We start from the raw sequence: 24008 nt of genomic DNA, 5'->3' as shown, positions 1-24008 counted from the left end.
ACTTCTCCGTCCTCAGGGGCGGGACAACGGTCAATCCGGGTGGTTTCCGGTGGCCTCCTCGGGTGCCGACGTGGCGGCCACGAGCGCGGGCGCGTGGTGGTGGATGGGGCCGTCGCGATGGCCCAGGCGTTCGCCGCGGCCGCCCCACTGCAGGGCGATGATCTCCGCCGCGATGCTCACGGCGGTCTCCTCCGGGGTGCGGGCGCCCAGGTCCAGCCCGACCGGGCTCGACAGCCGTGACAGCTCGGCCTCGGTGAGGCCGGCCTCGCGCAGCCGCGCCATCCGGTCGTCGTGGGTGCGGCGCGAGCCCATCGCGCCGACGTAGGCCACCTCGGGCAGCCGCAGCGCCACCTCGAGGACCGGCACGTCGAACTTCGGGTCGTGGGTCAGCACGCAGATGACGGTGCGCGAGTCGATCCGGCCGGCGTCGCGCTCGGCCTCGAGGTAGCGGTGCGGCCAGGTCACCACGACCTCGTCGGCCGAGGGGAACCGCGAGGTGGTGGCGAAGACCGGCCGCGCATCGCAGACCGTCACGTGGAAGCCGAGGAAGTGCCCCTGGTGCGCCACCGCCGCGGCGAAGTCGATGGCCCCGAAGACCAGCATGCGTGGCTTGGGGGCGAACGACGAGACGAAGACCCGCATCCCCTCGCCGCGGCGCTCGCCGTCGGGGCCGTAGGTCAGGGTCTCGGTGCGACCCGAGGCCAGCATGCCGCGTGCGTCGTCGGTGACGGCGTCGTCAGCCCGGGTCGAGCCCAGCGAGCCGGTCGACCCACCCGCGCTGCTGTCCTGCTCGGGGCGCACGACCAGCCGACGCCCCAGCCAGGCAGGGTCGGGGTGCTCGATGACGGTCGCCACGGCGACGGGTCGCCCGGCCTCGATGTCCTGCGCCACCTCGTCCAGCTCGGGGAAGGTCTCGCGGCTCACCTGCTCGACGAAGACGTCGAGGATGCCTCCGCAGGTCAACCCCACGGCATACGCGTCGTCGTCACTCACGCCGTAGCGCTGCAGGACCGGCACCCCGTCGGCCACCACCGACTGCGCGAGCTCGTAGACAGCTCCCTCGACACAGCCGCCGCTGACCGAACCGACCGCCTCACCTCCGGGGCCGACGAGCATCGCGGCACCGGCCGGCCTCGGCGCCGAGCGCCACGTGCCCACCACGGTGCCCACGCCGACGGTGGCGCCGGCCCGCCACCAGCGCAGCAGCTCGGGGAGCACCTCACGCACGGCCGACCACCTCCACGAGCTCCTCGAAGGCGGCCATCGAGTGACCCGCCACGAAGTCGTCAACGTGCGGCAGCGCCGCCACGATCCCCTGCTGCACGGGCAGGTAGCCCGGCTTGCCGCGGTGCGGGTTGACCCACACGACCCGGTGCGCGAGCGCCTTCAGCCGACGCATCTGCTCGCCCAGCGCCTGCGGCTCGTCACGCTCCCACCCGTCGCTGAAGACCACGACCACGGCACCCCGCGCCATCCCACGACGACCCCACCTCTCGAGGAACACCCGCACCCCCTCGGCCAGGCGGGTCCCGCCCGACCAGTCGGGCACGCACGCACCGCAGGCGACCAGGGCGCGCTCGGGGTCGCGCTGTCGCAGTGGCCGGGTGACGTGCGTCAAGCGGGTGCCGAGGGTGAACACCTCGACGGGGAGGTCCGTGGACGCGTAGGTGTGCGCCAGCCGGAGCAGCGCGTCGGCGTACCCGCTCATCGACCCCGACACGTCGACCAGGAAGACCACCCTCCGCGCGCGGGTTCCCCTGTGGCGCCACGCGATCGGGCCCGGTTCGCCCATCCTCCGCAGCTGTTCCCGCAGGGTCTTCCGGGCGTCCACGGCGCCGCGGCGGGCGGACGTCTGGCGGTGGGCGGGCCTGCGGGGGGCGCGCGGGCGCAGGGCCGCGAACATGGCCGCCAGCCTCGCCCGCTCCGCGCTGCTGAGCGTGGCGACGTCCCTGTGCCGGAGCACCTCGACCGCGCTCGCCTCGGCGCGGACGTCCTCCTCGGGCGCGTCCTTGCCGTCGGTCGACCCCGGCTGCAGGTCGAGCGAGGCCTGGGCGACGGTGTGGGCGGAGTCCTGGCGCGGTCGGGTGCCGGCCCGCTCGAGACCGAACCACGCGGCATACACCTGGTCGTAGCGCTCGAGGTCGGCAGGCGAGGCGCACATCGTCGCCCTCCCGGCCCAGTAGGACCCCGGCTCGTCCTCCAGGCCCACCGCCTCGACCGCCTCGAGATACGTGCGCTCGCGGTCCGYGGTGACGTTGACGCCCGCCGACCGCAGGGCACGCGCGAAACCCAGGAGGATCTCGTCCGCGGCATGCGTCGGCGTGGTGGTCATCGGGCCAGGATCCGGTCGAGGGCGGCGCGCACGCGTTCGGCGTCCTCGCGGTACTTCACCGCGACACCCAGGCTGGCGGCGGCGGTGTCGAGGTCGAGGTCCGAGGCGCCGAGCTCGTCGAGGGCGCGCGCCCAGTCAAGGGTCTCCGCGACGCCGGGCGGCTTGATCAGGTCGTGGTCGGTGCGGAGGCGCTGCACCGTGCGGACGACTTGTGCCGCAAGGGATTCCGAAATCTGCGGGGCACGGGAACGGACGATCTGGAGCTCGCGCTCGAGGCTGGGGTGGTCGATCCAGTGGTAGAGACATCGGCGCTTCAGCGCGTCGTGCAGCTCACGGGTGCGGTTGGACGTCAGCACCACGATCGGCGGGGTCGCCGCCGTGACGGTGCCCAGCTCGGGGATGGTCACCTGCCACGTCGAGAGCACCTCGAGGAGGAAGGCTTCGAACTCGTCATCGGCCCGGTCGATCTCGTCGACGAGCAGGACGACGGGCGACTCGCGCAGGGCACGGAGCACCGGCCGGGCGAGCAGGAACCGCTGGTCGAACAACTGGTCCTCCACGGCGGCGAGGTCCTGGCCGTCGGCGGCGACGGCCTCCACCGCCCGCAGGTGGAGGATCTGGCGTGGGAAGTCCCAGTCGTACAACGCCTGCGTCGCGTCGATGCCCTCGTAGCACTGCAGCCGGATCAGCGGCAGGTCCAGCGCCGTCGCGATGGCCTCCGCGAGCGCCGTCTTGCCCGTGCCGGGCTCTCCCTCGAGGAGCAGGGGCCGCTCCAGCCGGAGCGCGAGCCAGGCAACCGTGGCGAGGGCGTCGTCGGCCAGGTATCCCGTGTCGGCAAGGCCCTGCGTCAGTGCCCCCGCGGACGAGAACGCCTCGCGTGGCTCCATGTCCACAGCATCACTCATCAGGGCGAGTAATTGAAGGGGCAAGATTTCACTCTGGAGGTGAACGGTCGCCGGGTGCGGTCAGAGGTCGTCCGGGGTGTCGACATCGCGGCCCGTCGCGAGGTCGCCGCACTCCACGAGCAGGTGCTCGTGGGCCGTCAGGTAGTCCCGGGCGCCGGTGTCGCCGGTGGCGGCGTCGAGGAGTCCCTGCCAGTGGTCGCGCCCCACGACGACGGGGTGCCCCGGCACCCCTTGGTATGCCGCGCGGGCCAGTGCGGCCCGCCCCTCGCCGACCGCCTCGGCCACGACCCGCTCCACGACCGGGGCGCCGACGTCCGGCAGGTCGACGAGGAGGATGCAGCCCGCGTCGGCGGTGGTCGCCTGGAGCGCCGCGAGGCCGGCCCGCAGCGAGGCGCTCTGCCCCTGCGCCCAGTCGGGGGCCTCGACCACGACGTCCGCACCGGCGGCGGTCGCCAGGGCCGACACGCGCTCCGCCTCGGCACCGACCACGACCACGACCGGTGAGCACCCACCGGCGCGGAGGACGCGCACGCCACGCTCCACGAACGTGCCGCCCGCGGGGTCGACGACCAAGGCCTTAGGGGTACCCATCCGGGTCCCGCCACCCGCGGCGAGCAGCAGTCCGGCCGGGTTCATCGGGCCAGCCTGCCACGCGCTGGGTCGCTGGTGCGGCCCGTCCGGTCAGCTCCTGCGCGCCAGACCGGCCTCGATCGCGGCGATGATGCGGGGCCGCAGCTCGTGGGGGTCGATGACGGCGTCGACCGAACCGACGCTGACGGCTCGGTGGATGCTGTGCACGCTGTCGAACTCCGACGCGACCTCGCCGAGCTTCTCGCTCCGGACGGCGGTGCGCAGGTCGGCCAGCTCGGTCGCGATGAGGGCACGCTCGGCGCCGGAGGCCTCACCCAGGCGGGTCTCGACCTCCTTGACCCTGGGGTCAGCAGCGGTCCGGGCGTCGACGTCGCGCGAGAACACGACCGCGGCTGCGGGCGCACCACCGATCACCGAGGCGAACGAGCCCTCGACGGCCAGGACGGTCATCTCCGGGTTGAGCGCCTTGGAGAACACGACGAACGCCCCACCGTGGTAGCGACTGACGACGCAGAAGACGATCGGACCCTCGAAGTTGACGATGGCCCTGCCGATCTCGGCGCCGTACTCGAGCTGCAGGCTGCGCATCGACTCGGGCGACCCGTCGAACCCGGACAGGTTGGCCAGCACCACCAGCGGGCGGTTGCCGCTCGAGGCGTTGATCGCGCGGGCGGCCTTCTTCGACGACCGCGGGAACAGGGTCCCTGCCGTGTAGGTGTCCGGGCCGTCGGTGGGCGGGAACCCCCGACGGGCGACGGTCTTCGACTCGATGCCGAGGAGGCAGACCGGGATGCCGCCGAGGTGGGCGTCCTGGACGACCGCGGTCTCGGCGTCGGCCATGCCGGCCCAGCGCTCGAGGGTGGGGTGGTCCTGGTCGGCGAGTGCCGCCATGAGGATGCGGATGTCGAACGCCTTCTTGCGATCCGGGTTCGTGGCCGAGGAGAAGATGTCACCGACCGTCGTGAACCCGGAGTCCGGCATGACGTGGGGGTATGCCGTGACGTCGCGGTCGGCGGCGTCGGTGGTCACCGCCCGTCGTGGTCCGGGCTCGCCCGGGTGGACGTAGGTGTGGTCGTAGTGCGCCATCAGCACGTCGCGGGCACCGGCGAGGTCGGGCGCCCAGTACTGCGCCTGGCCGTTCGGCCCCATCACGCGGTCGTAGCCACCGATCCCGAAGTTGTCCTCGGCGGACACCCCACCGGAGAAGTCGAGCGACTGCTTGCCGGTCAGCACCATCGCACTGTCCGGAGTCATGACGAGGATTCCCTTGGTGTGCATGAGCATCGTCGCCTCGGCGTTCCAGTAGGGCTGGGCGCCGACGTTGATCCCCGCGACCACGATGTTGATCTCACCCCCGGCCTGGGTGAACTCGATGATCCGCTTGAGGGCCTTCGCGACCCAGTCCATGTTCTCGGTGCCGGAGTCCATGGAGATCCGGGCGCCGGCTGACAGGGCGAACCACTCGACCGGCACCCGCATCTGCTCGGCGAGGTCGAGCGCGGCCATGACCCGCGCGCACTCGGCCTCGGACACCGCGCCCAAGGCCTTGAGCGGGTCACCGCAGAGCAGCACCCGTGTCATGCCCTCCGGATAGCGCTCGGTGGGGGTCGTGATGACCCCGGCGATGATGCCGGCCTTGTTCAGCCCGTACGGACGGTCGACCGGGACGAGGACGCCCGTGTCGTCGAGGTCGTACTCGGTGGCCGTGCCACCCGGACCCGCGATCATGGCCTGCAGCTCGTAGGGGTAGACGACGCCGCGACGCCGAGCACGCACGACCTTCTGCGCGTAGTCGTCGAGGGGCGCCAGGCGCGTCGTGGGCGGCTCCTGCACCGATGTGACGACGCCGGAGCCCGGCTGGAAGTGGAAGCGCGCAGCCAGGGGGGCGCTGGCACCGTCAGGGGTGGCGATCCGACCCTGGACGAGCACCTCCTCGATGCCTGCGCCTGCGGTCAGCGGCGCGATCTTGGCCTGCAGGGCCGTGAGCTGGTCGAGGTCGGCCTCGATCGGGGGCCAGATGTGCACCCAGACGTGGTTCATGTCGAGCCGGGCCCCGGCCGCCCCGCGGGCAGCGCGGGCGCGCCGGATCGCTTCGAGGCAGTTGGCGATGGCGCGCTCAGCATGCGGCAGGGCGGTGACCCGGCCCTGCTCGTCGCGCACGACGACGAGCTGGCGCACCTGGGCCAGCGCCACGAGGCGCTGGTCGGCCTCGTTGCCCGGAGCGGTGCAGAGGTAGAGCAGGACGTCGTCGGGGGCCTCGAGCCGGGTGACCTCGAAGTCGCGCAGCCGCCAGAGGTTGAGCCGGCGCCCGACCATCGGGTGCACCCCGCGGACCAGCCGGTCCTCGACCATGCTCCCCGAGCCGTCCGGACGGAAGGTGAAGTAGCCCACCGGTCGTCCGCCTCCGGGACAGACCGCGATGGCCACGCGCCGCAGGTGGTGCGCGAACGGCATACCCGCGAGGAGCTCGGCCAGGCGGTCGGAGGCGTCCTCGGGTGACGCCGGCTCGTCCGGCCACGACAGGTAGAGGTCGACGACGCCATCGGCCCCCTCGGCAGCCTCCGCGAGCTGGGCCGTGACGGCCTGCTCGAGGTCGCTCCCGGGCACCAGCTCGTCGACCCGACCGATGCTGGTCACCAGGTGGGTGGCCCGACCGTCGAGGGTGTAACCGGCCACCGCGAAGGGGCGGTCGCCGACCGCGAGCTCGCGCAGGCCGGTGAGGTCGTGGTCGCGGTAGTGCCGCTTGATGAGGACGGCGAGCATCGGCTCGCGGTGCGGGACGCCGGCCTCGAGCCGGTCGGCGAGGAACTGCACGATCTGCTCGGGGATGGCGGCCAGGGCGTCGATGCGGCGGGCGCGCTCCTCGCCGCCCGGCATACCCTCCAGCGCGGTGAGCTCGTCGCTCACGCCCCCGAGGACGCTGGCCCGGTCGGCGTCGACCAGGGGCTGGTCGAACCACCGGAAGCGGACGCTGCGCGCCAGGTCGCCGACGACGGGGAAGCGCAGCTGCGTGGCCACCACGAGGCGGTCGAGCACCTCGCGGGCCGCGGCGTCGAGCGGCGGCTGGGGGCACGGCTCGACCATCCAGCGCTGGAGCAGTGACGTGGCCAGCGCGACGTCGGGCGCGGAGCGCTGCTGCGACAGGAACACCCGGAACACCGCCTGCTCGAGCTCGGCGGTGCGGTCGAGGCTGTCGAGCCCGTAGTGGCGCAGGACGTTGCCGAGCTTGCTGCGGAACTGCTCCGGCAGCGCGCCGCGGTCGGGGTCGAGGCTCTGGAGGTAGGTGTGGAAGTGCTCGCGCGGGCTGTGCACCCGGTGCTCGACGTGCGCCTCCTCACCCGCCGGCCGGTTGCGGCTCAGCTCGGCGAGGTCGGCGAACACCTCGAGGAGGTCGACCTCCACCCGGATCTGCGAACTGCCCTGCGCGGTCAGCTCGTCGCGGGCCGCCAGGTAGCTCGTGAGGGTGCTGCCCTCGTCCCGCTGGTCGAGGTCGTAGCCCAGCAGCATGGCCGCGAGCGCGTCGCGAGCCTGGTCGGCCGTGGCGGCGGTGCCGTGGCCGGAGCCGACGCCGTCGGGGAGGTCGAGGTCGATGGGCTCGTCGTCGGCGTCCGCTGCGGCGGCCTCCTCGCCGTCTCCCACCGGCTCGAGCCGCACCAGCGGCGTGCCGGTCTCGACCTGGCTCCCCGCGGAGACCAACAGCTCCTTGACCCGACCCGCGAAGGGCGCGGGGAGCACCGTCTCCATCTTCATCGACTCGAGGACGAGGACGGGCGCCCCGGCCGCGACCTCGGCGCCGAGCGGCACGGGCGTGGCGACGACGAGCGCCGGCGCGGGCGAGCGCAGCACGCCACCCTCATCGCGGCTGACCCGGTGGGTCACGCCGTCGACCTCGACCAGCTGGACCGGGCCGTGGGTGGCCGTGATGAGGCGGTGGGTGCGGCCGGCGATGGTGATCCGGCTGGTGTACTCGTCGAGGCGGTCGAGGTCGGCGTCGACGGTCTGCTCGGTGCCGCCTGCGGCGATCGCGACGCGGAACTTGTGGGGCCCGATGCGCCACACCGTCACCTTGTATGCCGTGCCGCGCAGCTTGAGGTCGATGGCGCGCCCCGTGCGGTGCTGCACCTGCGGTCGACCTCCGCGCGAGGTCTCGAGGAGACGCGTGCGCTCGACGGCTTCCTCGTCCTCGTAGCCCTCGATGCCGGCCGCCACCAGCGCGACACCGGAGTGCCGGTGCGAGACGAGTCGCCCCTCGGCGCGGACCCGGTCGATCCACCCCGTGTCGGCGCTGCCGTCGATGACCTCGGGCTGGTCCAGCAGGTCGAGGATGAAGCTCTTGTTGGTGGCGCCTCCCTCGATGACGACGGTGGTCTCACCCATCGCACGGCGCAGGCGGGCCAGGGCCTCGTCGCGGTCGCGGCCCACGGCGATGATCTTGGCGATCATCGAGTCGAAGTCGGCGGGGATCGAGTCGCCTTCGCCGACCCCGGTGTCGACCCGGATCCCGGGGCCCGAGGGCAGGTTGAGGAGGGTGATGCGTCCCGGGGACGGCGCGAAGTCGCGGTCCGGGTCCTCGGCGTTGAGCCGCGCCTCGACCGCGTGCCCTTCCTCCGTCGGCCGCTCGCCTTCGAGGCGACCGCCGCCCGCCACGTGGATCTGCAGCTTGACCAGGTCGGTGTCGGTCGTGACCTCGGTGATCGGGTGCTCCACCTGGAGGCGGGTGTTGACCTCCAGGAACGCGAAGAACTTCTCGCCCGGGTGGTAGAGGAACTCGACGGTGCCCGCACCGGCATACCCGACGGCGACGGCGAGGCGCTCGGCGCTGGCCTTGACCTCGGCCACCTGCTCCGGTGCGAGGACGGGCGAGGCGGACTCCTCGATGACCTTCTGGTTACGGCGCTGGATGGAGCAGTCGCGCACGCCGATGGCCCACGCGGTGCCCTGGCCGTCGGCGATGACCTGCACCTCGACGTGGCGGGCGCCGGTCACGAGCCGCTCGAGGAAGACCACTCCGGAGCCGAAGGCGCGCTGGGCCTCGTCGCGGGTGCGCTCGTAGGCGTCGGCCAGGTCGGCGTCGCTGGCGACCATGCGGATGCCGCGGCCACCACCGCCGGCGGTCGCCTTCAGCATCAACGGGTAGCCGATCCGCGCGGCCGCGGCCGTCGCGTCCTCGAGCGTGTCGACGCCCCCGCCGCTCCACGGTGCGACCGGGACCCCGACCTCCTCGGCGATGATCTTCGACCCGATCTTGTCGCCCAGCTTGCGCATCGCCTCGGGGCTGGGGCCGATGAAGGTGACGCCGATCCGGCCGCAGACCTCGGCGAAGTTCGGGTCCTCGGCCACGAAGCCCCACCCGACCCAGGCGGCATCCGCACCGGTCTCGCGCAGCGCCTTCTCGAGCACGGCGTAGTCGAGGTAGGGACGGTTGGCCGCCGGTCCCAAGTTGTAGGCGTGGTCGGCCTCGCGGACGAACATGGCCCGCTTCTCGCCCTCGGTGTGCAGCGCGATGGTCTCGATGCGGTGCCCGTCGGCGCCGGCCTGGGCGTTGAGGTCGCGCACCGCGTGGATGAGCCGCATGGCGGCCTCGCCGCGGTTGACGATGGCGATGCGCGAGAACATCGGGTGGGCCTCCCAGCGACGGCGGACAGCGGATCGCTGCCGAGCCTGCCACCGATCACGGGTGACTCGCGAGTAATGCGGCCTCGCGTTCTTCCACTTCTGGCCAGCGGTGGCGCACCGGCGGTGAGTTCCGGGGCGGCGATGGGGCACCAGTGGCCAGGAGTGCGGCCAGTGGGCACGCGGCATACCGTGGTTGCCAAAGCCGGAAGGCTCCTGAGACACTATTACAGACCGTTCGGTCAGTTAATCGCCTCACTGCGGAGGGTTGCATGACGGACACCACCACCGCCCCGTCGGGGACGGACGAGGCCGACCTGCTCGCCGGGTTCGAGGCCACGATCGCCCGGAACGACCGGATCGAGCCGCGTGACTGGATGCCCGAGGGCTACCGCAAGACGCTGGTGCGTCAGGTGGCCCAGCACGCCCACTCCGAGATCATCGGCATGCAGCCCGAGGGCAACTGGATCGGCCGGGCCCCCTCGCTGCGCCGCAAGGCGATCCTGCTGGCCAAGGTCCAGGACGAGGCGGGTCACGGGCTCTACCTCTACTCCGCCTGCGAGACCCTCGGCGTCAGCCGCGGCCAGCTCACCGAGCTGCTCATCGAGGGTCGTCAGAAGTACTCCTCGATCTTCAACTACCCCACGTTGTCCTACGCCGACGTGGGCACCATCGGCTGGCTCGTCGACGGCGCCGCGATCTGCAACCAGGTGCCGCTCTGCCGCACCTCGTTCGGCCCCTACGGTCGCGCGATGATCCGCATCTGCAAGGAGGAGTCCTTCCACCAGCGTCAGGGCTACGAGCTGCTCATGACGATGATGCGCGGCACCGACGAGCAGCGCGCCATGGTGCAGGAGTCGGTCAACCGGTTCTGGTGGCCGGCCCTGATGATGTTCGGGCCGCCCGACGACGAGTCGCCCAACTCCGCGCAGTCGATGGCCTGGGGCATCAAGCGCAACACCAACGACGACCTGCGCCAGCGGTTCGTCGACATGTCCGTGCCGCAGGCCGAGGCGCTCGGCGTGACCTTCCCCGACCCCGACCTGCGGTGGAACGAGGAGCGTCAGGCGTACGACTTCGGGCAGCCCGACTGGGACGAGTTCATGCAGGTCGTGAAGGGCAACGGACCGTGCAACACCCAGCGCATCGCGCACCGGCGGGCGGCGCACGAGGACGGCGCGTGGGTGCGCGAGGCCGCGACGGCGTTCGCGACCACCGCCGCAGCGCAGGCACCGGCATGAGCGCCGACGAGCGCGTGCGCGCCGAGTGGCCGTTGTACGAGGTCTTCGTCCGCGGCAAGCGCGGGCTCAACCACGTGCACGTGGGTTCGCTGCACGCCGCCGACGACGAGATGGCCCTGCGGCACGCCCGCGACGTCTACACCCGCCGCAACGAGGGCGTCAGCATCTGGGTGGTGCAGTCGACCGACATCGCCGCGTCGAGTCCCGACGAGAAGGACCCGCTCTTCGCCCCGAGCGGGGACAAGGTCTACCGGCACCCCACGTTCTACGAGATCCCCGACAACGTCCCCCACATGTGAGCTGCTGACCCATGCCTGAATCACCGCAGCCCAACGGGCTGGACGCGATCCAGTCGGTGGCCGACGACGTCGTCCACCAGCCGTCCCACCCGGCCCCTGACCCCAACGACGCCCACGGCTCCGTCTACGACGGCCTGCTCGGCGGCGACCCGTCGCACTGGGCCTTCGGCACCGACTTCGAGGACCCACTGGCCGGGGTCGACACGACGATCCCGGACGGCGTCGATGCGACCGACCTCGGCACCTACTGCCTGATGCTGGCCGACGACGCCCTCGTGGCGTCGCAGCGGCTCTCGGAGTGGACCAGCCGGGCGCCCGACCTCGAGGACGACATCGCGCTGTCCAACATCGCGCTCGACCTGTTGGGGCAGGCCCGGCTGCTGCTCGCGCGAGCTGCCGCGGCAGACCCCAGCCTGGTGCCGCCCCTCCCCCAGGGCTCGCCGGTGCCCGCCGAGGACGCGCTGGCGTTCTTCCGCGACGACGGACAGTTCCGCAACGTGCGGCTGGTCGAGCTCGACAACGGCGACTTCGCGGTGACCATCGTCAAGCTGCTGCTCTTCTCGAGCGCCCGCATCGCGATCTTCGAGCGCCTCGTCGACAGCCGTGACCACGTGCTGTCGGCGGTGGCCGCCAAGGGTGTGAAGGAGCTGACCTACCACCGTGACTACGCCGGCCGCTGGTTCCTCACCCTGGCCCGCGGGAGCGAGGAGTCGCGGCGACGCGTCGACGCCGCCCTGATGAAGGTGTGGCCCCTCCAGGCCGAGCAGTTCGTCACGCACGAGGTCGAGGCCCGGGGCGCCGAGGCGGGGGTCGGGGTCGACCCCGCGACGGTCGCCGATGCGGTCGCGGTCGTCCTCGCCCAGGTGTTCGCGCTCAGCGGCGTGGAGCAGCCCCAGGTGGCGCCCATGGCCGCGGTGCAGGGACGACAGGGACGTGACGGCATGCACACCGAGGCCCTGCCCCCTGGGGCGCCCAGGTTGCGGGACGGAGGGGGGCGACCTGCGCGAGCTGGCCCTGGCGGCGGCGCGGTCGGTGCGCGACCCGGAGATGCCGATGCTCACCCTCGACGACCTCGGGGTGCTCCGCGAGGTCGAGGTCTCCGACACCGGCAGGGTCATCGTCGCCATCACCCCCACCTACACGGGCTGCCCCGCCATGGCCACCATGAGGGACGACCTCGTGCGCGCCTTGGGGGAGGTCGGGCTCGACGCCACGGTGCGGGTGTCGCTGTCCCCCGCCTGGTCGAGCGACTGGATCACCGAGCACGGGCGCGCCGCCCTGGCCGAGCACGGCCTCTCCGCCCCGGGTCGGGTCCCTGCCAGGTCGGGCCCCGTGGCGCTGTCGTTGCTGCCCACGCGGCGTGAGCTGCACTGCCCGCGGTGTGGCTCCGGCCAGGTCGAGCTCACGTCGGAGTTCGGCCCCACTGCCTGCAAGGCGCTGTACCGCTGCGAGGACTGTCTCGAGCCGTTCGAGCACGTCAAGGAGATCTAGGTCGTGTCCACCTCCACCGGCTGGCTGCTGCTTCCGAAGAAGAGCCGCACCGCCCCCGTCTTCCACACGCTCACCGTCCACTCGGTCGAGCAGCTCACCGACGACGCCGTCGCGGTGAGCTTCGACGTGCCCGCCGAGCTCGCCGCGGCATACGACTTCGCTGCGGGGCAGTCACTGACGCTCCGTCGGCGGATCGACGGCCAGGAGCACCGCCGCACGTACTCGATCTGTGCCGCCGTCGGCGAGCGACCGCGCATCGGGGTGCGCGAGATCCCGGACGGGCTCTTCTCGCACTGGCTGGTGCACGAGGTCACCCCGGGCACGGAGATCGAGGTGCAGACGCCGTCGGGCAGCTTCCGCGCCGATCCCGCGACCGGCGGACGGCACCTGTGCATCGCGGCCGGCTCGGGCATCACGCCGATGCTGTCCATCGCCACCACGATGCTCACCAACCCCGAGGCCGAGGTGACCCTCATCTACGGCAACCGCACCACGGGGTCGGTGATGTTCGCCGAGGAGCTGGCCGACCTCAAGAACCGCCACGGGTCGCGGCTGCAGCTGATCCACGTGCTGTCGCGCGAACCCCGCGACGTCGAGCTGTTCTCCGGCCGGATCGACGCCGACCGGCTGCGTCGGCTGCTCGACCTCCTCGTGCCGGTGCAGGACGTCGACGACGTGTGGCTGTGTGGGCCGTACGCGATGATCGGCGCGGCCCGCGAGGTGCTCGCTGAGGTCGGCGTCGCCGAGGACCGCATTCACTTCGAGCTCTTCTACGTCGACGAGCCGCCGCCCGAGCTGCACCGCGCCGACGCCGTGGTCGAGGGCGAGACCAGCGACGTCACGGTCGTGCTCGACGGCTCCAGCTCCACCGCACCCATGCCGCGCGGCCAGTCGATCCTCGACGCCGCGCAGGCGACCCGGACCGACCTGCCGTTCGCCTGCAAGGGCGGGGTCTGCGGCACCTGCCGCGCCCTGGTGCGCGAGGGCGAGGTCGACATGCGACGCAACTACGCACTGGAGAAGGGCGAGGTGGAGCAGGGCTTCGTGCTCACCTGTCAGTCTTACCCCGTCAGCGACACCGTGACCGTCGACTTCGACGCCTGACCATCACCCCGACCAAGGAGCAGAGCGTGACCGAGGCCTTCATCGTCGACGGCGTCCGGACCCCGATCGGTCGGTATGCCGGTGGGCTGGCTTCCGTGCGACCCGACGACCTCGCGGCCCTCGTCGTGCGCGAGGCGGTGACTCGGTCGGGTGTCGACCCAGAGCTCGTCGACGAGGTGGTGCTGGGCGCGGCCAACCAGGCGGGAGAGGACAACCGCAACGTCGCCCGCATGGCTGTGCTGCTCGCCGGACTCCCCCAGTCGGTGCCCGGCTTCACCGTGAACCGGCTCTGCGCCTCGGGCCTGACCGCCATCGCCACCGCCCGGCAGATGATCGCAGCGGGTGACGCCGACGTCGTGGTCGCCGGTGGGGTCGAGTCGATGACGCGGGCCCCGTGGGTCATGGAGAAGCCGAGCAAGGCGTTCGCCCGACCGGGCGCGACGTTCGACACCTCGATCGGGTGGCGGTTCGCGAACCCACGCTTCGACGCCGAGACGACCCTGACCATGCCGCAGACCGCGGAACGCGTTGCGCAGCAATGGAACCTGACGCGCGAGGAGCTGGACGCCTTCGCGCTGCGATCCCACGAACGCGCCCTCGACGCGATCAAGAACGGGCGGTTCGAGGCCGAGACAGTCGCGGTCCCGCTCCGCGACGGTGTGTTCGCCGTCGACGAAGGGCCCCGGGCCGACACCAGCCTCGAGCGCCTGGCCGCCCTGCGCCCCCTCCACGGCCCCGACGGACTGGTCACGGCCGGCAACTCGAGCGCCCTCAACGACGGCGCCGCGGCTGTCGTGGTGGCCAGTGAGCGGTTCATCGCCGAGCACGGCCTCACGCCGCGGGCCCGCGTCGTCGCCGCCGCCAGCGCCGGAGTGGCTCCCGAGATCATGGGCATCGGGCCGGTGCCCGCCACCCGCAAGGCCCTGGCGCGGGCCGGGTGGACGGTCGACGACCTCGAGGCCGTCGAGCTCAACGAGGCGTTCGCCTCGCAGTCGATCGCCTGCATGCGCGACCTGGGGCTCGACCCCGACCTGGTCAACGCGGACGGCGGGGCCATCGCCCTGGGCCACCCGCTCGGGGCCTCCGGCACCCGCATCGTCGTCACGCTGCTTGGCCGGCTCGAGCGGGCCGACGCACGGCGTGGGCTCGCGACGATGTGCGTCGGGGTCGGTCAGGGCAGTGCCCTCCTGCTCGAACGCCCTTGAACCCCAACGCTTTTCAGTCTTCCTGAACGGAGCACCGATGCCCGAGCCCACCGTCACACTGCCCCAGCGGGTCGTCGTCTTCGGAGGAGGACGGATGGGCGCAGGCATCGCACACGCCTTCGTGGCGGCCGGGTCCCGGGTCCAGGTCATCGAGAGTGACGGCGCCGCTGCCCAAGCCTCCGTCGACCGCGTGGCAGTCAGCCTGCGCAAGGGGGTGGACAAGGGCACCTTGACCGAAGACCTGGACGACCTCCTTCGCCGGTTCACGGTCAGCGACGGACCTGACCTCGACCTCGGCGACGTGGGGCTGGCGATCGAGGCCGTCCCGGAGGACCTCGAGCTCAAGCGGGGGGTCTTCCAGCGCCTCGAGCAGTCTGCGCCCCACGCGGTGCTGGCGACGAACACCAGCTCGCTGTCGATCGACGCCATCGCCTCAGGGCTGAAGGCGCCAGAGCGCTTCATCGGGCTGCACTTCTTCAACCCCGTGCCGGCCAGTGACCTGGTCGAGGTCGTCGTCGGCAGCCAGACCGCGTCCGCACTCGTCGAGGAGGCCCGCGGCTGGGTCGCAGCGCTGGGCAAGACGGCCATCACGGTCAGGGACTCACCCGGCTTCGCGAGCAGCCGGCTCGGCGTGGCCATCGCCCTCGAAGCGATCCGGATGGTGGAGGAGGGCGTCGCGTCCGCGGAGGACATCGACACCGCCATGACGCTCGGCTACCGGCACCCGGTCGGCCCCTTGCGGACCACCGACATCGTGGGCCTCGACGTGCGCCTCGCCATCGCCGAGCACCTGGCGCGTGAGCTCGGGCCACGGTTCGCGCCACCGCGGCTGCTGCGCGACAAGGTGGCTGCCGGGGAGCTGGGCCGCAAGAGCGGGCGCGGGTTCTACGACTGGTGACTCCGGCCGAGCGCCAGCCCGTCGAACGCGATCGTCGTGATCGCCTCGGAGAGCTGGGTGCCGTCGACGCCACCCCCGGCGCGGTGCCACTCGACGAGCGAGTTGACCATGCCGAAGAGCAACCGGCTCACCAGCGCCGGCGGCACGTCGGTGCGCAGCGAGCCCTCGTCGATCGCCTCCTTCACCAGGGCCGCGAGTCGTGCGTCGATCTCACGGCGTCGCCGCAGCGCGGATAGCTCGACCTCGCTGTTGCCCCGCACCCGCAGCAGCAGGGTCACGGCAGGCTGGTGCTCCACGAGCACCTCGACGCTGCGGTGCACGGCCTGCCGCAGCCGTTCGTATGCCGAGCGGCCGGCCACATCGGTGCTCGCCTCCTCGATCACCTGGGTCAGCCCGTCCAGGGCCTCGTCGAGGGCGAGTGACAGCAGGTGGGTCTTGCTCGGGACGTGGTGGTAGATCGCCGACTTGGTGAAGCCGAGCTCACGCGCGAGGTCGCCCATGCTGGTGCCGTCGTATCCCTGCTCGTTGAACAGCTCGATCGCCCGGCGCAGCACCGTCTCCTGGTCGTAGCCGGGACGCCCACGCCGCGGTGACCCCGGCGTCGTCGGTGCTGGTTCGCTCACGACCGCCAGACTCTCACAGCCGCAGCTCCCGCCACGGTCGTGTCAGCCGAGGTCGTATCAGCTGAGGACGGCGTCGAGGAAGGCATTGCCGAACTTGCGCCCCGGGTCCTGCTGGTCCCGCAACCGACGGAACTCGTCCCACCTGGGGTACAGCGGGGCGAGCTCGGCGGCCCCGGCGACGAAGCACTTCCCCCAGTGCGGTCGTGCGCCCAACGGCAGGAGGGCTGCCTCGATGGCCGGCAGCACGGCATACACGGCCGGCTCGTCCAGCAGCCACGTGAAGTGGAAGCCGACGACGTCGGTGTCGTAGGAGCTGCTGAGCCACAACGAGTCGCGAGCCACGGTGCGGATCTCGGCAACCTGCAGGAGAGGTGCCATGACGGTGGCGAGCCGGCGCAGCGCCGAGATCGCCGCCCCTGCGGAGGCCCGGGGCACGAGGTACTCGCTCTGCAGCTCTGCGCCGCGGCTCGGCGTGAACTCCATCCGGAAGTGCGGGAGCCGGTCGAGCCACGGCCCGGGGACGCCCGACTGGTCGGTCACCGCCTCGGTGGGCGCGTCGTCGAGCATGTGCACCGGGCCCGTCGCGGGCACTGCACCGAAGGTCTCCACCGGCGCCTCGGCCAGCCGGCTCTTGAACCAGGCCTGGCGGATGCCGGCCGCGTCGAACCTCGTGAACAGGCTGGTGCTGTAAGCGGACGAGGTGATGGCGTCGAGCTGCCGCTCGAGGGCCGCCCACGACAGCCCCGTGAAGACGTCCTGCCGCACCGAGTAGGTGGGCTCGACGTCGAGGGTCACCCGGGTGACGATGCCCAGGGCGCCCAGGGCGACGACGCTGCCGTCGAACGCCGCGTCGCCGCGTCGCACCGAACGCACCTCGCCGTCGGTGCCGACGAGCTCGAGCCCCGCGACCGCCGACGCCAGCGAACCCGTCGAGTCACCCGAGCCGTGGGTGCCCGTGGCGACCGCGCCGGCCACGCTGATGTGTGGGAGCGAGGCGAGGGCGCCCAAGGCCCAACCGCGGCGTTCGAGCTCGACCGCCACCGCCCCGTATGCCGCGCCGGCAGCGACCGTGGCCGTGCCGGCCGCGTCGTCGACCTCGACGACACCCACGTCGGGTAGCCCCGCGAGCGACACGAGCACGCCTTCGGAGTCGGAGATCGCCGTGAAGGAGTGGCGAGACCCGAGGGCGCGAACGCGTTCTGACCGCGCGACCACCTCCTGGAGCTCGTCCAGCGTGCCGGGGCGCACCAGCGCTCGGGCAGCGTAGGTGTGGTTGCCGGCCCAGTTCCGCTCGTCCATGCCCACCAGTCTGTCGAGTCGGGGGGCGGCGCGCGGGCAGCGCGTCGATGGACGAGACTCGTGGCATGACGGTCTTCTCGGCAACCAAGCGCTCGATTGCAGTCGTGCCCCATTCCCGTGACGCCGTCTGGGAGGTGCTGAGCCACGCCAAGCTGGTGGCCGGGCTGACCCCGATGGTGCGGTCGATCGAGGACCACGGCAGCACCTGGCTCTGGAAGCTCGCGCCCATCGAGGTGCTCGGCAAGAGCGTCGGGCTGTCGTTCACCGAGCAGATGGAGTTCACCCCCAAGGAGCGGATCGTCTACACGCATGCGCCCCAGGGCGACGAGCGCGCGGGGGTGGCGGGCGTCTACCAGCTGGCCGACAGCGGCGCAGGTACCCGGCTGAAGATCGAGCTCGGGGTCGACGTCGACCTGCCGTTCCCCAAGCTGGCCCGGCCTGCCGTCCAGGCCTCCATGCAGGCGGTCATCGCGGCCATGGGAGTGGGGTTCGCGCGCAACCTCGAGCGAGAGCTGACCCGTCGCGCGCGCTGACCCTCCAGCGAGGTGGCCCTCCAGCGAGGTGGCCCTCCCGCGCGGTGACCATCACGCGCAGTGGCCATCACGCGCAGTGGCCATCACGCGCGGTCGCACCGGGTGATGGGCCGCCAGACCGCGGCCGGGGAGCCGGTCAGGCGGACAGTGATCCGGTCCAGGCCGCGTCGGAGCGCAACGGTCCGATGATGTCGCGCTCGGCATCCGGCAGGGCGTCGTCCGGGACCGCGAGCGCTCGGTCGACAGCATCGGCGACCGAGGTCAGGGCATGGCCGGCCGGCATCAGCTCGACGAGGAAGTCCTGGCGGCCGCAGACCATGTCGTGGTGCAGGCTCTCGACCAGCGACTGCACCGTGGACGCCGGTGCGCGGGTGAGCACGGGGGCGAGCCGCGACACGAGGGCGGTCGGCAGGCCGGGGACGCTCACCTGCACGCGGCGCAACCCCGCCCGGTCGGCGTAGAGCCGCAGCAACGCGGCATACGGCATCCGCTCACCGCTGCCGAGGTCGAAGTGGCGACTCACGGCGGGGGCGGTCAGGGCCCCGAGCAGTGCGGTGACCACGTCGGTGACCGCGACCGGCTCGACCTGGCTGTCCATCCACCGCGGCAGCACCTGCACCGGGAGGCGCTCACTCATCTGGCGCATGATCTCGAACGACGTCGAGCCGCTCCCGACGACCATCGCCGCGCGCAGGGCCACGGTGGGGATGCCGGAGTCGGTGAGCACCTGCTCGACCTCCAGCCGTGAGCGCAGGTGGGGTGACAGGTCGTCGTCGGCTACGTCGGGGACCAGCCCGCCGAGGTAGACGATGCGCTCCAGGCCAGCGCGCACGGCGGCGTGCGCCGCGTTGTACGCGCCCTGGCGGTCGTTGGTCGCGAAGTCCTCCCCGCCCAGTCCGTGGACGAGGTAGTAGAGCGCCTCCGCGCCGGAGAAGGCCGCGCGCACGGTGGGGCGGTCGAGCACGTCCACCTCGACGCCGTCCACCTGGTCGGCCCACCAGAACCGGTGGGCGGAGGTGGCGCTGGTGAAGGTGGCGGTGACCTGGTGGCCGGCGTCGAGCAGGGCCGGGACCAGGCGGCTGCCGACGTAGCCACCCGCGCCCATGACGACGACTCGCACCAACGACTCCCGGGGTTCGGCCGTGGCCACCGGCGGCGCCCACGTGGGGTCGAACCTACCTCGCGGGTGCGGCGAGCCCTTCCTGCGCCTCGGCCGGGGGGAGCTGCACGGTGGTGGCCGGTGACCACACCACGGACCGCAGTGCGAGCATGCGCGCCTGGGTGACCCTGGCCCGGACCGCGACTGCCTCCTCGGCGGTGGCCGGACCGATCTTCTCGACGTGCTGCCAGCCGGGACCGGTCACGGTCACGGTGAGGACCACCAGCGAGGTCGAGGCGTCTCCCGACGACCCGCGCCGCCACACCCGCCCCCGAGCTGGGAGGTCCTCGCGGATCGTCCACGTCACGTCGTTGACGGGCGCACTGCCCGACGGGGTCAGCACCGTGCGGTAGCTCGCCGAGATCTCGCCGATCGCCAGCACCAGTCGCTCGGTCCCTCGGCCCTGGCCGGGGCGCCCAGCGGTCGACCCGGCTGTCGTGGGCGTGGAGCGTCCGGTGCCCCGGCCCTGGCCGGTGCGCCCAGCGGTCGACCCGGCTGTCGTCGTGGGTGCGGGCGCGGCCTGGGGTGCGGCCGCTGTGGTGCGTGCGTCCATGGGGGGTGGACTCCTCCTGGTGACGGGGCCGGGTCGGGCACCCGGAACCTTGGAGCGCGACTCAGCGCCCGCCATCTAGGACTCCGCCGCGGGCGCGCGGTGACGCGGACCGCGTCGTGGCCAGGTCGGCAGGCGGCCCGTCGTCAGTGACGGCGGCCACGACGAGGACCCACCCCTGCGAGCCGGGCGAGTCCGGTGAGCAGGACCCCCGAGCCCAGCAGCCCCGCCGCGACGACGGCGAGCCGCACGGCGTCGAGGCCGGTGAAGGCCAGTGCCTCGTCCTCCGTCATGGCCAGCGCTCCTGCGGCGGCGCCGCCCCGCGTGGAGACCACCGAACTGTCGGTCGTGGCCGGAGACGTGATCGTCCCCGACCCCGTGGCCGTCGTGCTGGGCGCGGTGGACGAGGGGCTCGTCGACGGGGAGGTGGTGGACGAGGTGGTGGAGCTCGTCGTGCTGGAGCTGGACGAGGTGGACGAGGTCGTCGGGGAGGCCGTGCCCTCCCCGTCCCCGCCGGCGTCGCTGTGCCGGACCTCGTCGTGGACGGGGGTGGAACGCCCGTCGACGACGACGGAGCCGTCGTTGCCGAAGGTCACGAGCGAGGAGTCGACCACGGCCGCGCGGACCCGCACCTCGGCATACTCCCCGGCGGGGACATCAGACCACGTGACGGTGAGGCCCTGGGTCGTGCACGAGGTCTTGAGCACGTACCGCGCGTCGTCGCGAGGAGCCGTGACGTACCCGGCGGCGTCGAGGACCGTGCCGATCGTCGCCTCGAGCGTGCTGCAGTCGAGCGCCAGACCCGCACTGGGCGTGTCGGTGATGGTGACGTCGCTGAGCTGAGCGGTCGTGGCCGGGGCGAGGATCACCGACTGGGTCGTGGTCTGCCCGGCGTCGTGCCACCACATGTATTTGTGCGGGCCGGTGCGGTCGATGGCACAGCCCTGCGTGCAGGGTCCGGAGGTCTCGAGGTCGACCCGGATCACCTCGTCGCCGACCTCGAACTCGAGGTGGACCGTCTCGTCGGTGGTCTGGGCGACGTACTGGGTCGAGAAGTGACACGTGCCGTGGACGTCGACGGGGTGCGTGAGCACGTAGTCCGTCAGGGTGAACACCACGGCGCCACTGGCACCGGCGTGCGCGTGCGCCACCGCCTGGCCGTCAGGGCCGGTGAGGTCGAAGTCGGTCGAGCCGAACCACCTGAGCTGCGGCGGGAGCTGGAGGCTGAAGGTGTCACCGGGCTGGGACCCGTCGGGGACGGCCCAGGTGCAGGCGAGGTCCACCCGATCCCACTGTGCCGTGGTCGTCGCGGTCGTCGAGACCGACGTGATGGCGCCCTCGATGGTGTCGGCCCGCGCTGCCCCGGCACCGAGCAGCGTCGCGCAGGCCACCACCACGCAGGCCGCCAGCGCCGCGAGCCACCGGCCACCCCCCGGCAGCCGGATGAGCGTGGTCCCCGGTCCCTCGTGTCCAACGTCAGCGTTCGTCATGTTCCCCACCCCAAGAAAGTTCGTCTGCGTCCGGGGCAGCCGTGAACAGCCCCTCATGACGGAGACGCGGGGGCCCTGCGGGTGTGACGCGGGGGCCCCGGGGCACCTGCCCCGTCGCGGGCTGCTCGCGGTCCACGACCGAACCCGGACGGACCACGCGTCACGGAACGGCCGACACATCGTCTCAGGGTCGGGGACGAGATGAGGGGGCTGTGAGGGCCTTGGTGCCGGGGTCGCCCCTCGTCGCCGAGGCCCTCACTCGGGAGGACTGCGTCACCAAAGGTGCCGCCCCACGTCCTCCACGTGAAGGCGTGCCGCCCTCGTCCAGTCGACCCGCGTGCAGTCGACCACCGACCGAAAGGCGACCTCGGATGACTCCGACAGGCAGCGACTTTCCGGAACGCCAGGACCACCCGGACCGCGACGCGGCGAGCGCGCTCCACCGCTGGTCGTTCGGCGTCGAGGCGGAGGAGGTCGAGCGCCCCCACGTCGTCGTGACCCTCGACACCCGCACCGGGTGGGCGACCTTCTCCGGCCCGTACCGGACGGCGATCGGCGCGTTGTGTGCCGCTGATGTCGAGTACCAGGTCGACCGCGACCAGGGCGGCAGGGGTGAGCTCACCTTCCACGTGGCCGCGCTGCACACCCCGATCGGGACCGACGACCCCGACCTCCTGTTCGACGGTGAGCCCCCTCGTGCCGGTCACGAGGTGCGGCCGTTGGCGCAGGTCCTCGCGTTGGTGACCACGGTGGCCTCGGCGGCGGAGCGCACCATCCGGCGGCGACCACGGATCGCGGCCGGTTCCCTCGCGGGTGCTGCGGCGGCCTGCGCGACCGGTCCGGGCGACGGCTGGACTCGGCGCGGGCGCCCGCCTCGCTACCGACACCTGCTCGGCCGGGTGGCCCGGTGACGGCTGACCCGCTGGCCAGCGACCTCGACCTCGTCGAGAGGGCCCGTGACGGATCCCAGGATGCCGTCGTCGAGCTGTGGGTGCGGCACTTCCCCGCCGCCCTGTCGGCGGCACGCAGGACGGCCCGGCAGCCCCGCGACGCGGAGGAGCTGGCCTCCGACGCCTTCGCGAACATGTTGGGTGCCTTCGCGTCCGGGGGCGGCCCGACCGGGTCGGTGCGGGCCTACCTGCTGACCTCCGTGCGCAACCTTGCCGTCACCCGCTCCCGACGGGCCTCGTCGTCCGAGGTCCTCAGTGACGACGTCTCGGTCTTCGAGGACGGCACCCGCGCCCTCGCCGACCCGATGTCGCGCCAGACCGAGATCTCGATGATGCGGCAGGCGTTCGCGGCGCTGCCCCGCCGCTGGCAGATCATCCTGTGGCGCACCGCCGTCGACCACGATCGCAACATCGAGATCGGCGAGGACCTGGGCATCACGCCCAACGCCGTCGCAGCCCTCGCCAAGCGCGCTCGCCGCGGACTGCGCCAGGCCTACCTCCAGGTCCACCTGAGCACCAACGGCGTCGAGCCGGGCTGCGAACCCTTTGTGCGCCGCCTGCCGATGGTCGCCGTCGAGGGGTCCTCCCCTCCGGACGACCTTGCCGAGCACCTGCTGACCTGCCCCACGTGTCCCGGTCGCCTGGCCGAGCTGCAACGGGTGGAGCAGCAGCTGGGATCGATGTTGCTGCCCGCCGTGCTGCTGACCTCTCCCGCATTCCTGTCCCCCGCCCTTGCGGGGGCGGCAAGCGCGACCGGCACCGCAGGCGCGAGCGGCGTGGGAGGCGCGACCGGCACCGGAGGCACCAGCGGCGCCGGAGGCGCGACCGGCACCGCGGGTGCATCTGGCACGGCCGGTGGTGGGGCCGCTCCCGCCGCCGCCGGAGGCACGGGCTCGTCCGCCACCTCGCCCCTCGTTGCCAAGCTGACCGCCGGGAAGATCGCCGCCACAGCCGTGGGCGCGGCGGCTGCCGTGTCGGCGGCGCTGCTGATCCCGCGCGACGACGTGCCGCCCAGCCCACCCGCGGCGCACGCGGTCCCGACCTCCACGCCGCCGGCGCCATCCGTCCCGACCCCCACCACAACCCCCAAGACCGCGACACCCACCACCGCGACACCCACCACCGCGACATCGACCTCGGCCCGCACCACGCGGCCCACGCCGACGGCGAGCCCGCCGAGCCCCACGCCGACCCCCGACCCCACGACTCCCGCTCCCTCGCGGGATAAACCGACGACCCCACCTGCCACGCCGACGACCACCGTGGCCGCGACACCCCTGCGCGTCGGCATGGCGATCTCCGGCAGCCCGGCCGCGACGGCCATCTCCGTGGAGGCGCAGTCCCAGGGCACCACCGGGGCCGTGCAGCTCGTCCTTCGGGTGCCGACCGGGGTCACGCTCCGCAGCGCGTCCGGCGACTGGAGCTCGTGCGAGCAGCGCGGCGGGGTCATCACCTGCGTGGCGCGCTCCACCACCGGGCGTTGGGCGGGCACGATCGTCACCAGCTGGGCTGCGGGGGCCTCCGGCCGGGTCACCGCCGAGGTGGGCACGACCTACCAGAACGGCGGTTACGGCAGCGCCGCGGCGTCCGCCACCTGGCCGCCGTGACCGCCTTTGACCCCGAGGACCGCCGAGACCGCCGAGACCGCCGAGACCACCCGACCCTCGTGACGAGAGCGGGAGGACATCACGAAGGCGCCTGACCTGCGCTTCCGCAGGTCAGGCG

General features: G+C 72.5%; 19 protein-coding genes and 1 pseudogene. 10 read left to right on the top strand and 10 right to left on the bottom strand.

All coding sequences use genetic code 11. The annotated features are described in order from the left end of the window. Positions 1-30: 30 nt before the first annotated feature. The 5 genes from AC1DX8_RS00100 to AC1DX8_RS00080 form a co-directional block, all read right to left on the bottom strand. Positions 31-1227 (bottom strand): XdhC family protein, encoded by a 1197-nt coding sequence (locus AC1DX8_RS00100; RefSeq protein ID WP_477627882.1) that lies wholly within the window; start codon positions 1225-1227, stop codon positions 31-33. Beyond that, complete coding sequence (locus tag AC1DX8_RS00095; protein ID WP_477627881.1) at positions 1220-2332, bottom strand: vWA domain-containing protein; 1113 nt, start codon at positions 2330-2332, stop codon at positions 1220-1222. Before AC1DX8_RS00095 ends, AC1DX8_RS00100 begins: the two co-directional genes overlap by 8 nt. Then, on the bottom strand, positions 2329-3219 hold the full coding sequence (locus AC1DX8_RS00090; RefSeq protein WP_477628217.1) for an AAA family ATPase: 891 nt from the start codon (positions 3217-3219) through the stop codon (positions 2329-2331). Before AC1DX8_RS00090 ends, AC1DX8_RS00095 begins: the two co-directional genes overlap by 4 nt. 78 nt (positions 3220-3297) lie before the next feature. Next, on the bottom strand, positions 3298-3873 hold the full coding sequence (locus tag AC1DX8_RS00085; protein WP_477627880.1) for a nucleotidyltransferase family protein: 576 nt from the start codon (positions 3871-3873) through the stop codon (positions 3298-3300). 45 nt (positions 3874-3918) lie between these two features. Then, entirely contained in the window at positions 3919-9444 is a 5526-nt protein-coding gene (locus AC1DX8_RS00080; RefSeq protein ID WP_477627879.1) for an ATP-binding protein, read from the bottom strand. Positions 9445-9713: 269 nt separating this feature from the next. Here AC1DX8_RS00080 and paaA point away from each other — a divergent pair, with 269 nt between their 5' ends. The 7 genes and pseudogenes from paaA (at position 9714) to AC1DX8_RS00045 (ending at position 15679) form a co-directional block, all read left to right on the top strand. Next, entirely contained in the window at positions 9714-10682 is a 969-nt protein-coding gene (gene paaA / locus AC1DX8_RS00075; RefSeq protein ID WP_477627878.1) for a 1,2-phenylacetyl-CoA epoxidase subunit PaaA, read from the top strand. Further along, on the top strand, positions 10679-10981 hold the full coding sequence (gene paaB, locus AC1DX8_RS00070) for a 1,2-phenylacetyl-CoA epoxidase subunit PaaB (RefSeq protein ID WP_477627877.1): 303 nt from the start codon (positions 10679-10681) through the stop codon (positions 10979-10981). Before paaA ends, paaB begins: the two co-directional genes overlap by 4 nt. A gap of 11 nt (positions 10982-10992) precedes the next feature. Then, positions 10993-11928: pseudogene (gene paaC / locus AC1DX8_RS00065) on the top strand (1,2-phenylacetyl-CoA epoxidase subunit PaaC); the annotation flags it as partial. Then, positions 11819-12472 (top strand): 1,2-phenylacetyl-CoA epoxidase subunit PaaD, encoded by a 654-nt coding sequence (gene paaD, locus AC1DX8_RS00060; RefSeq protein ID WP_477628216.1) that lies wholly within the window; start codon positions 11819-11821, stop codon positions 12470-12472. The pseudogene paaC and the gene paaD, both read left to right, overlap by 110 nt. Before the next feature lie 3 nt (positions 12473-12475). Then, positions 12476-13576 (top strand): 1,2-phenylacetyl-CoA epoxidase subunit PaaE, encoded by a 1101-nt coding sequence (paaE, locus tag AC1DX8_RS00055; RefSeq protein WP_477627876.1) that lies wholly within the window; start codon positions 12476-12478, stop codon positions 13574-13576. A 26-nt stretch (positions 13577-13602) separates the two neighbouring features. Further along, positions 13603-14781 carry a thiolase family protein gene (locus AC1DX8_RS00050; RefSeq protein ID WP_477627875.1) on the top strand — a complete coding sequence of 393 codons (1179 nt, stop codon included), beginning with the start codon at positions 13603-13605 and terminating at the stop codon, positions 14779-14781. Positions 14782-14818: 37 nt separating this feature from the next. After that, positions 14819-15679, top strand: coding sequence for a 3-hydroxyacyl-CoA dehydrogenase family protein (locus tag AC1DX8_RS00045; RefSeq protein ID WP_477627874.1), 861 nt, complete (start codon positions 14819-14821; stop codon positions 15677-15679). Here the strand turns inward: AC1DX8_RS00045 and AC1DX8_RS00040 are convergent. Both AC1DX8_RS00040 and AC1DX8_RS00035 read right to left on the bottom strand, forming a co-directional pair. After that, the gene (locus AC1DX8_RS00040) at positions 15667-16302 is read right to left on the bottom strand and encodes a TetR/AcrR family transcriptional regulator (RefSeq protein ID WP_477627873.1); all 636 of its coding nucleotides are present in this window, start codon (positions 16300-16302) and stop codon (positions 15667-15669) included. The genes AC1DX8_RS00045 and AC1DX8_RS00040 overlap by 13 nt on opposite strands. Before the next feature lie 57 nt (positions 16303-16359). Next, positions 16360-17601 (bottom strand): FAD-binding protein, encoded by a 1242-nt coding sequence (locus AC1DX8_RS00035; RefSeq protein WP_477627872.1) that lies wholly within the window; start codon positions 17599-17601, stop codon positions 16360-16362. 65 nt (positions 17602-17666) lie between these two features. Between AC1DX8_RS00035 and AC1DX8_RS00030 the strand changes: the two genes are divergently transcribed. Next, the gene (locus tag AC1DX8_RS00030) at positions 17667-18134 is read left to right on the top strand and encodes an SRPBCC family protein (RefSeq protein WP_477627871.1); all 468 of its coding nucleotides are present in this window, start codon (positions 17667-17669) and stop codon (positions 18132-18134) included. Between the two features lie 136 nt (positions 18135-18270). On the opposite strand, the gene AC1DX8_RS00025 is transcribed toward AC1DX8_RS00030, so the two are convergent. The 3 genes from AC1DX8_RS00025 to AC1DX8_RS00015 form a co-directional block, all read right to left on the bottom strand. Continuing rightward, positions 18271-19284, bottom strand: coding sequence for an NAD(P)H-binding protein (locus AC1DX8_RS00025; protein WP_477627870.1), 1014 nt, complete (start codon positions 19282-19284; stop codon positions 18271-18273). A gap of 25 nt (positions 19285-19309) precedes the next feature. Continuing rightward, positions 19310-19846 carry a hypothetical protein gene (locus AC1DX8_RS00020; RefSeq protein ID WP_477627869.1) on the bottom strand — a complete coding sequence of 179 codons (537 nt, stop codon included), beginning with the start codon at positions 19844-19846 and terminating at the stop codon, positions 19310-19312. 143 nt (positions 19847-19989) lie between these two features. Next, positions 19990-21333 carry an Ig-like domain-containing protein gene (locus AC1DX8_RS00015; RefSeq protein ID WP_477627868.1) on the bottom strand — a complete coding sequence of 448 codons (1344 nt, stop codon included), beginning with the start codon at positions 21331-21333 and terminating at the stop codon, positions 19990-19992. Positions 21334-21704: 371 nt separating this feature from the next. On the opposite strand from AC1DX8_RS00015, the gene AC1DX8_RS00010 reads away from it, so the two are divergent. Together AC1DX8_RS00010 and AC1DX8_RS00005 are read left to right on the top strand one after the other, a co-directional pair. After that, positions 21705-22244, top strand: a complete 540-nt coding sequence (locus tag AC1DX8_RS00010; RefSeq protein WP_477627867.1) for a hypothetical protein — start codon at positions 21705-21707, stop codon at positions 22242-22244. Continuing rightward, the gene (locus AC1DX8_RS00005; protein ID WP_477627866.1) at positions 22241-23890 is read left to right on the top strand and encodes an RNA polymerase sigma factor; all 1650 of its coding nucleotides are present in this window, start codon (positions 22241-22243) and stop codon (positions 23888-23890) included. Before AC1DX8_RS00010 ends, AC1DX8_RS00005 begins: the two co-directional genes overlap by 4 nt. The last annotated feature ends 118 nt before the right edge of the window (positions 23891-24008 follow it).

Source organism: Pedococcus sp. P2_A3 (assembly GCF_056405035.1).
The sequence above is the reverse complement of the archived record's forward strand: the minus strand, read 5'-3'. Positions and strand labels throughout refer to the sequence as shown.

Coding starts and splice junctions, on each gene's coding strand:
- AC1DX8_RS00090 (WP_477628217.1), bottom strand. CDS start 3,219: ATGGAGCCACGCGAGGCGTTCTCGTCCGCGGGGGCACTGACGCAGGGC.
- AC1DX8_RS00085 (WP_477627880.1), bottom strand. CDS start 3,873: ATGAACCCGGCCGGACTGCTGCTCGCCGCGGGTGGCGGGACCCGGATG.
- AC1DX8_RS00080 (WP_477627879.1), bottom strand. CDS start 9,444: ATGTTCTCGCGCATCGCCATCGTCAACCGCGGCGAGGCCGCCATGCGG.
- paaA (WP_477627878.1), top strand. CDS start 9,714: ATGACGGACACCACCACCGCCCCGTCGGGGACGGACGAGGCCGACCTG.
- paaB (WP_477627877.1), top strand. CDS start 10,679: ATGAGCGCCGACGAGCGCGTGCGCGCCGAGTGGCCGTTGTACGAGGTC.
- paaD (WP_477628216.1), top strand. CDS start 11,819: ATGCGGTCGCGGTCGTCCTCGCCCAGGTGTTCGCGCTCAGCGGCGTGG.
- AC1DX8_RS00045 (WP_477627874.1), top strand. CDS start 14,819: ATGCCCGAGCCCACCGTCACACTGCCCCAGCGGGTCGTCGTCTTCGGA.
- AC1DX8_RS00035 (WP_477627872.1), bottom strand. CDS start 17,601: ATGGACGAGCGGAACTGGGCCGGCAACCACACCTACGCTGCCCGAGCG.
- AC1DX8_RS00030 (WP_477627871.1), top strand. CDS start 17,667: ATGACGGTCTTCTCGGCAACCAAGCGCTCGATTGCAGTCGTGCCCCAT.
- AC1DX8_RS00020 (WP_477627869.1), bottom strand. CDS start 19,846: ATGGACGCACGCACCACAGCGGCCGCACCCCAGGCCGCGCCCGCACCC.
- AC1DX8_RS00015 (WP_477627868.1), bottom strand. CDS start 21,333: ATGACGAACGCTGACGTTGGACACGAGGGACCGGGGACCACGCTCATC.
- AC1DX8_RS00010 (WP_477627867.1), top strand. CDS start 21,705: ATGACTCCGACAGGCAGCGACTTTCCGGAACGCCAGGACCACCCGGAC.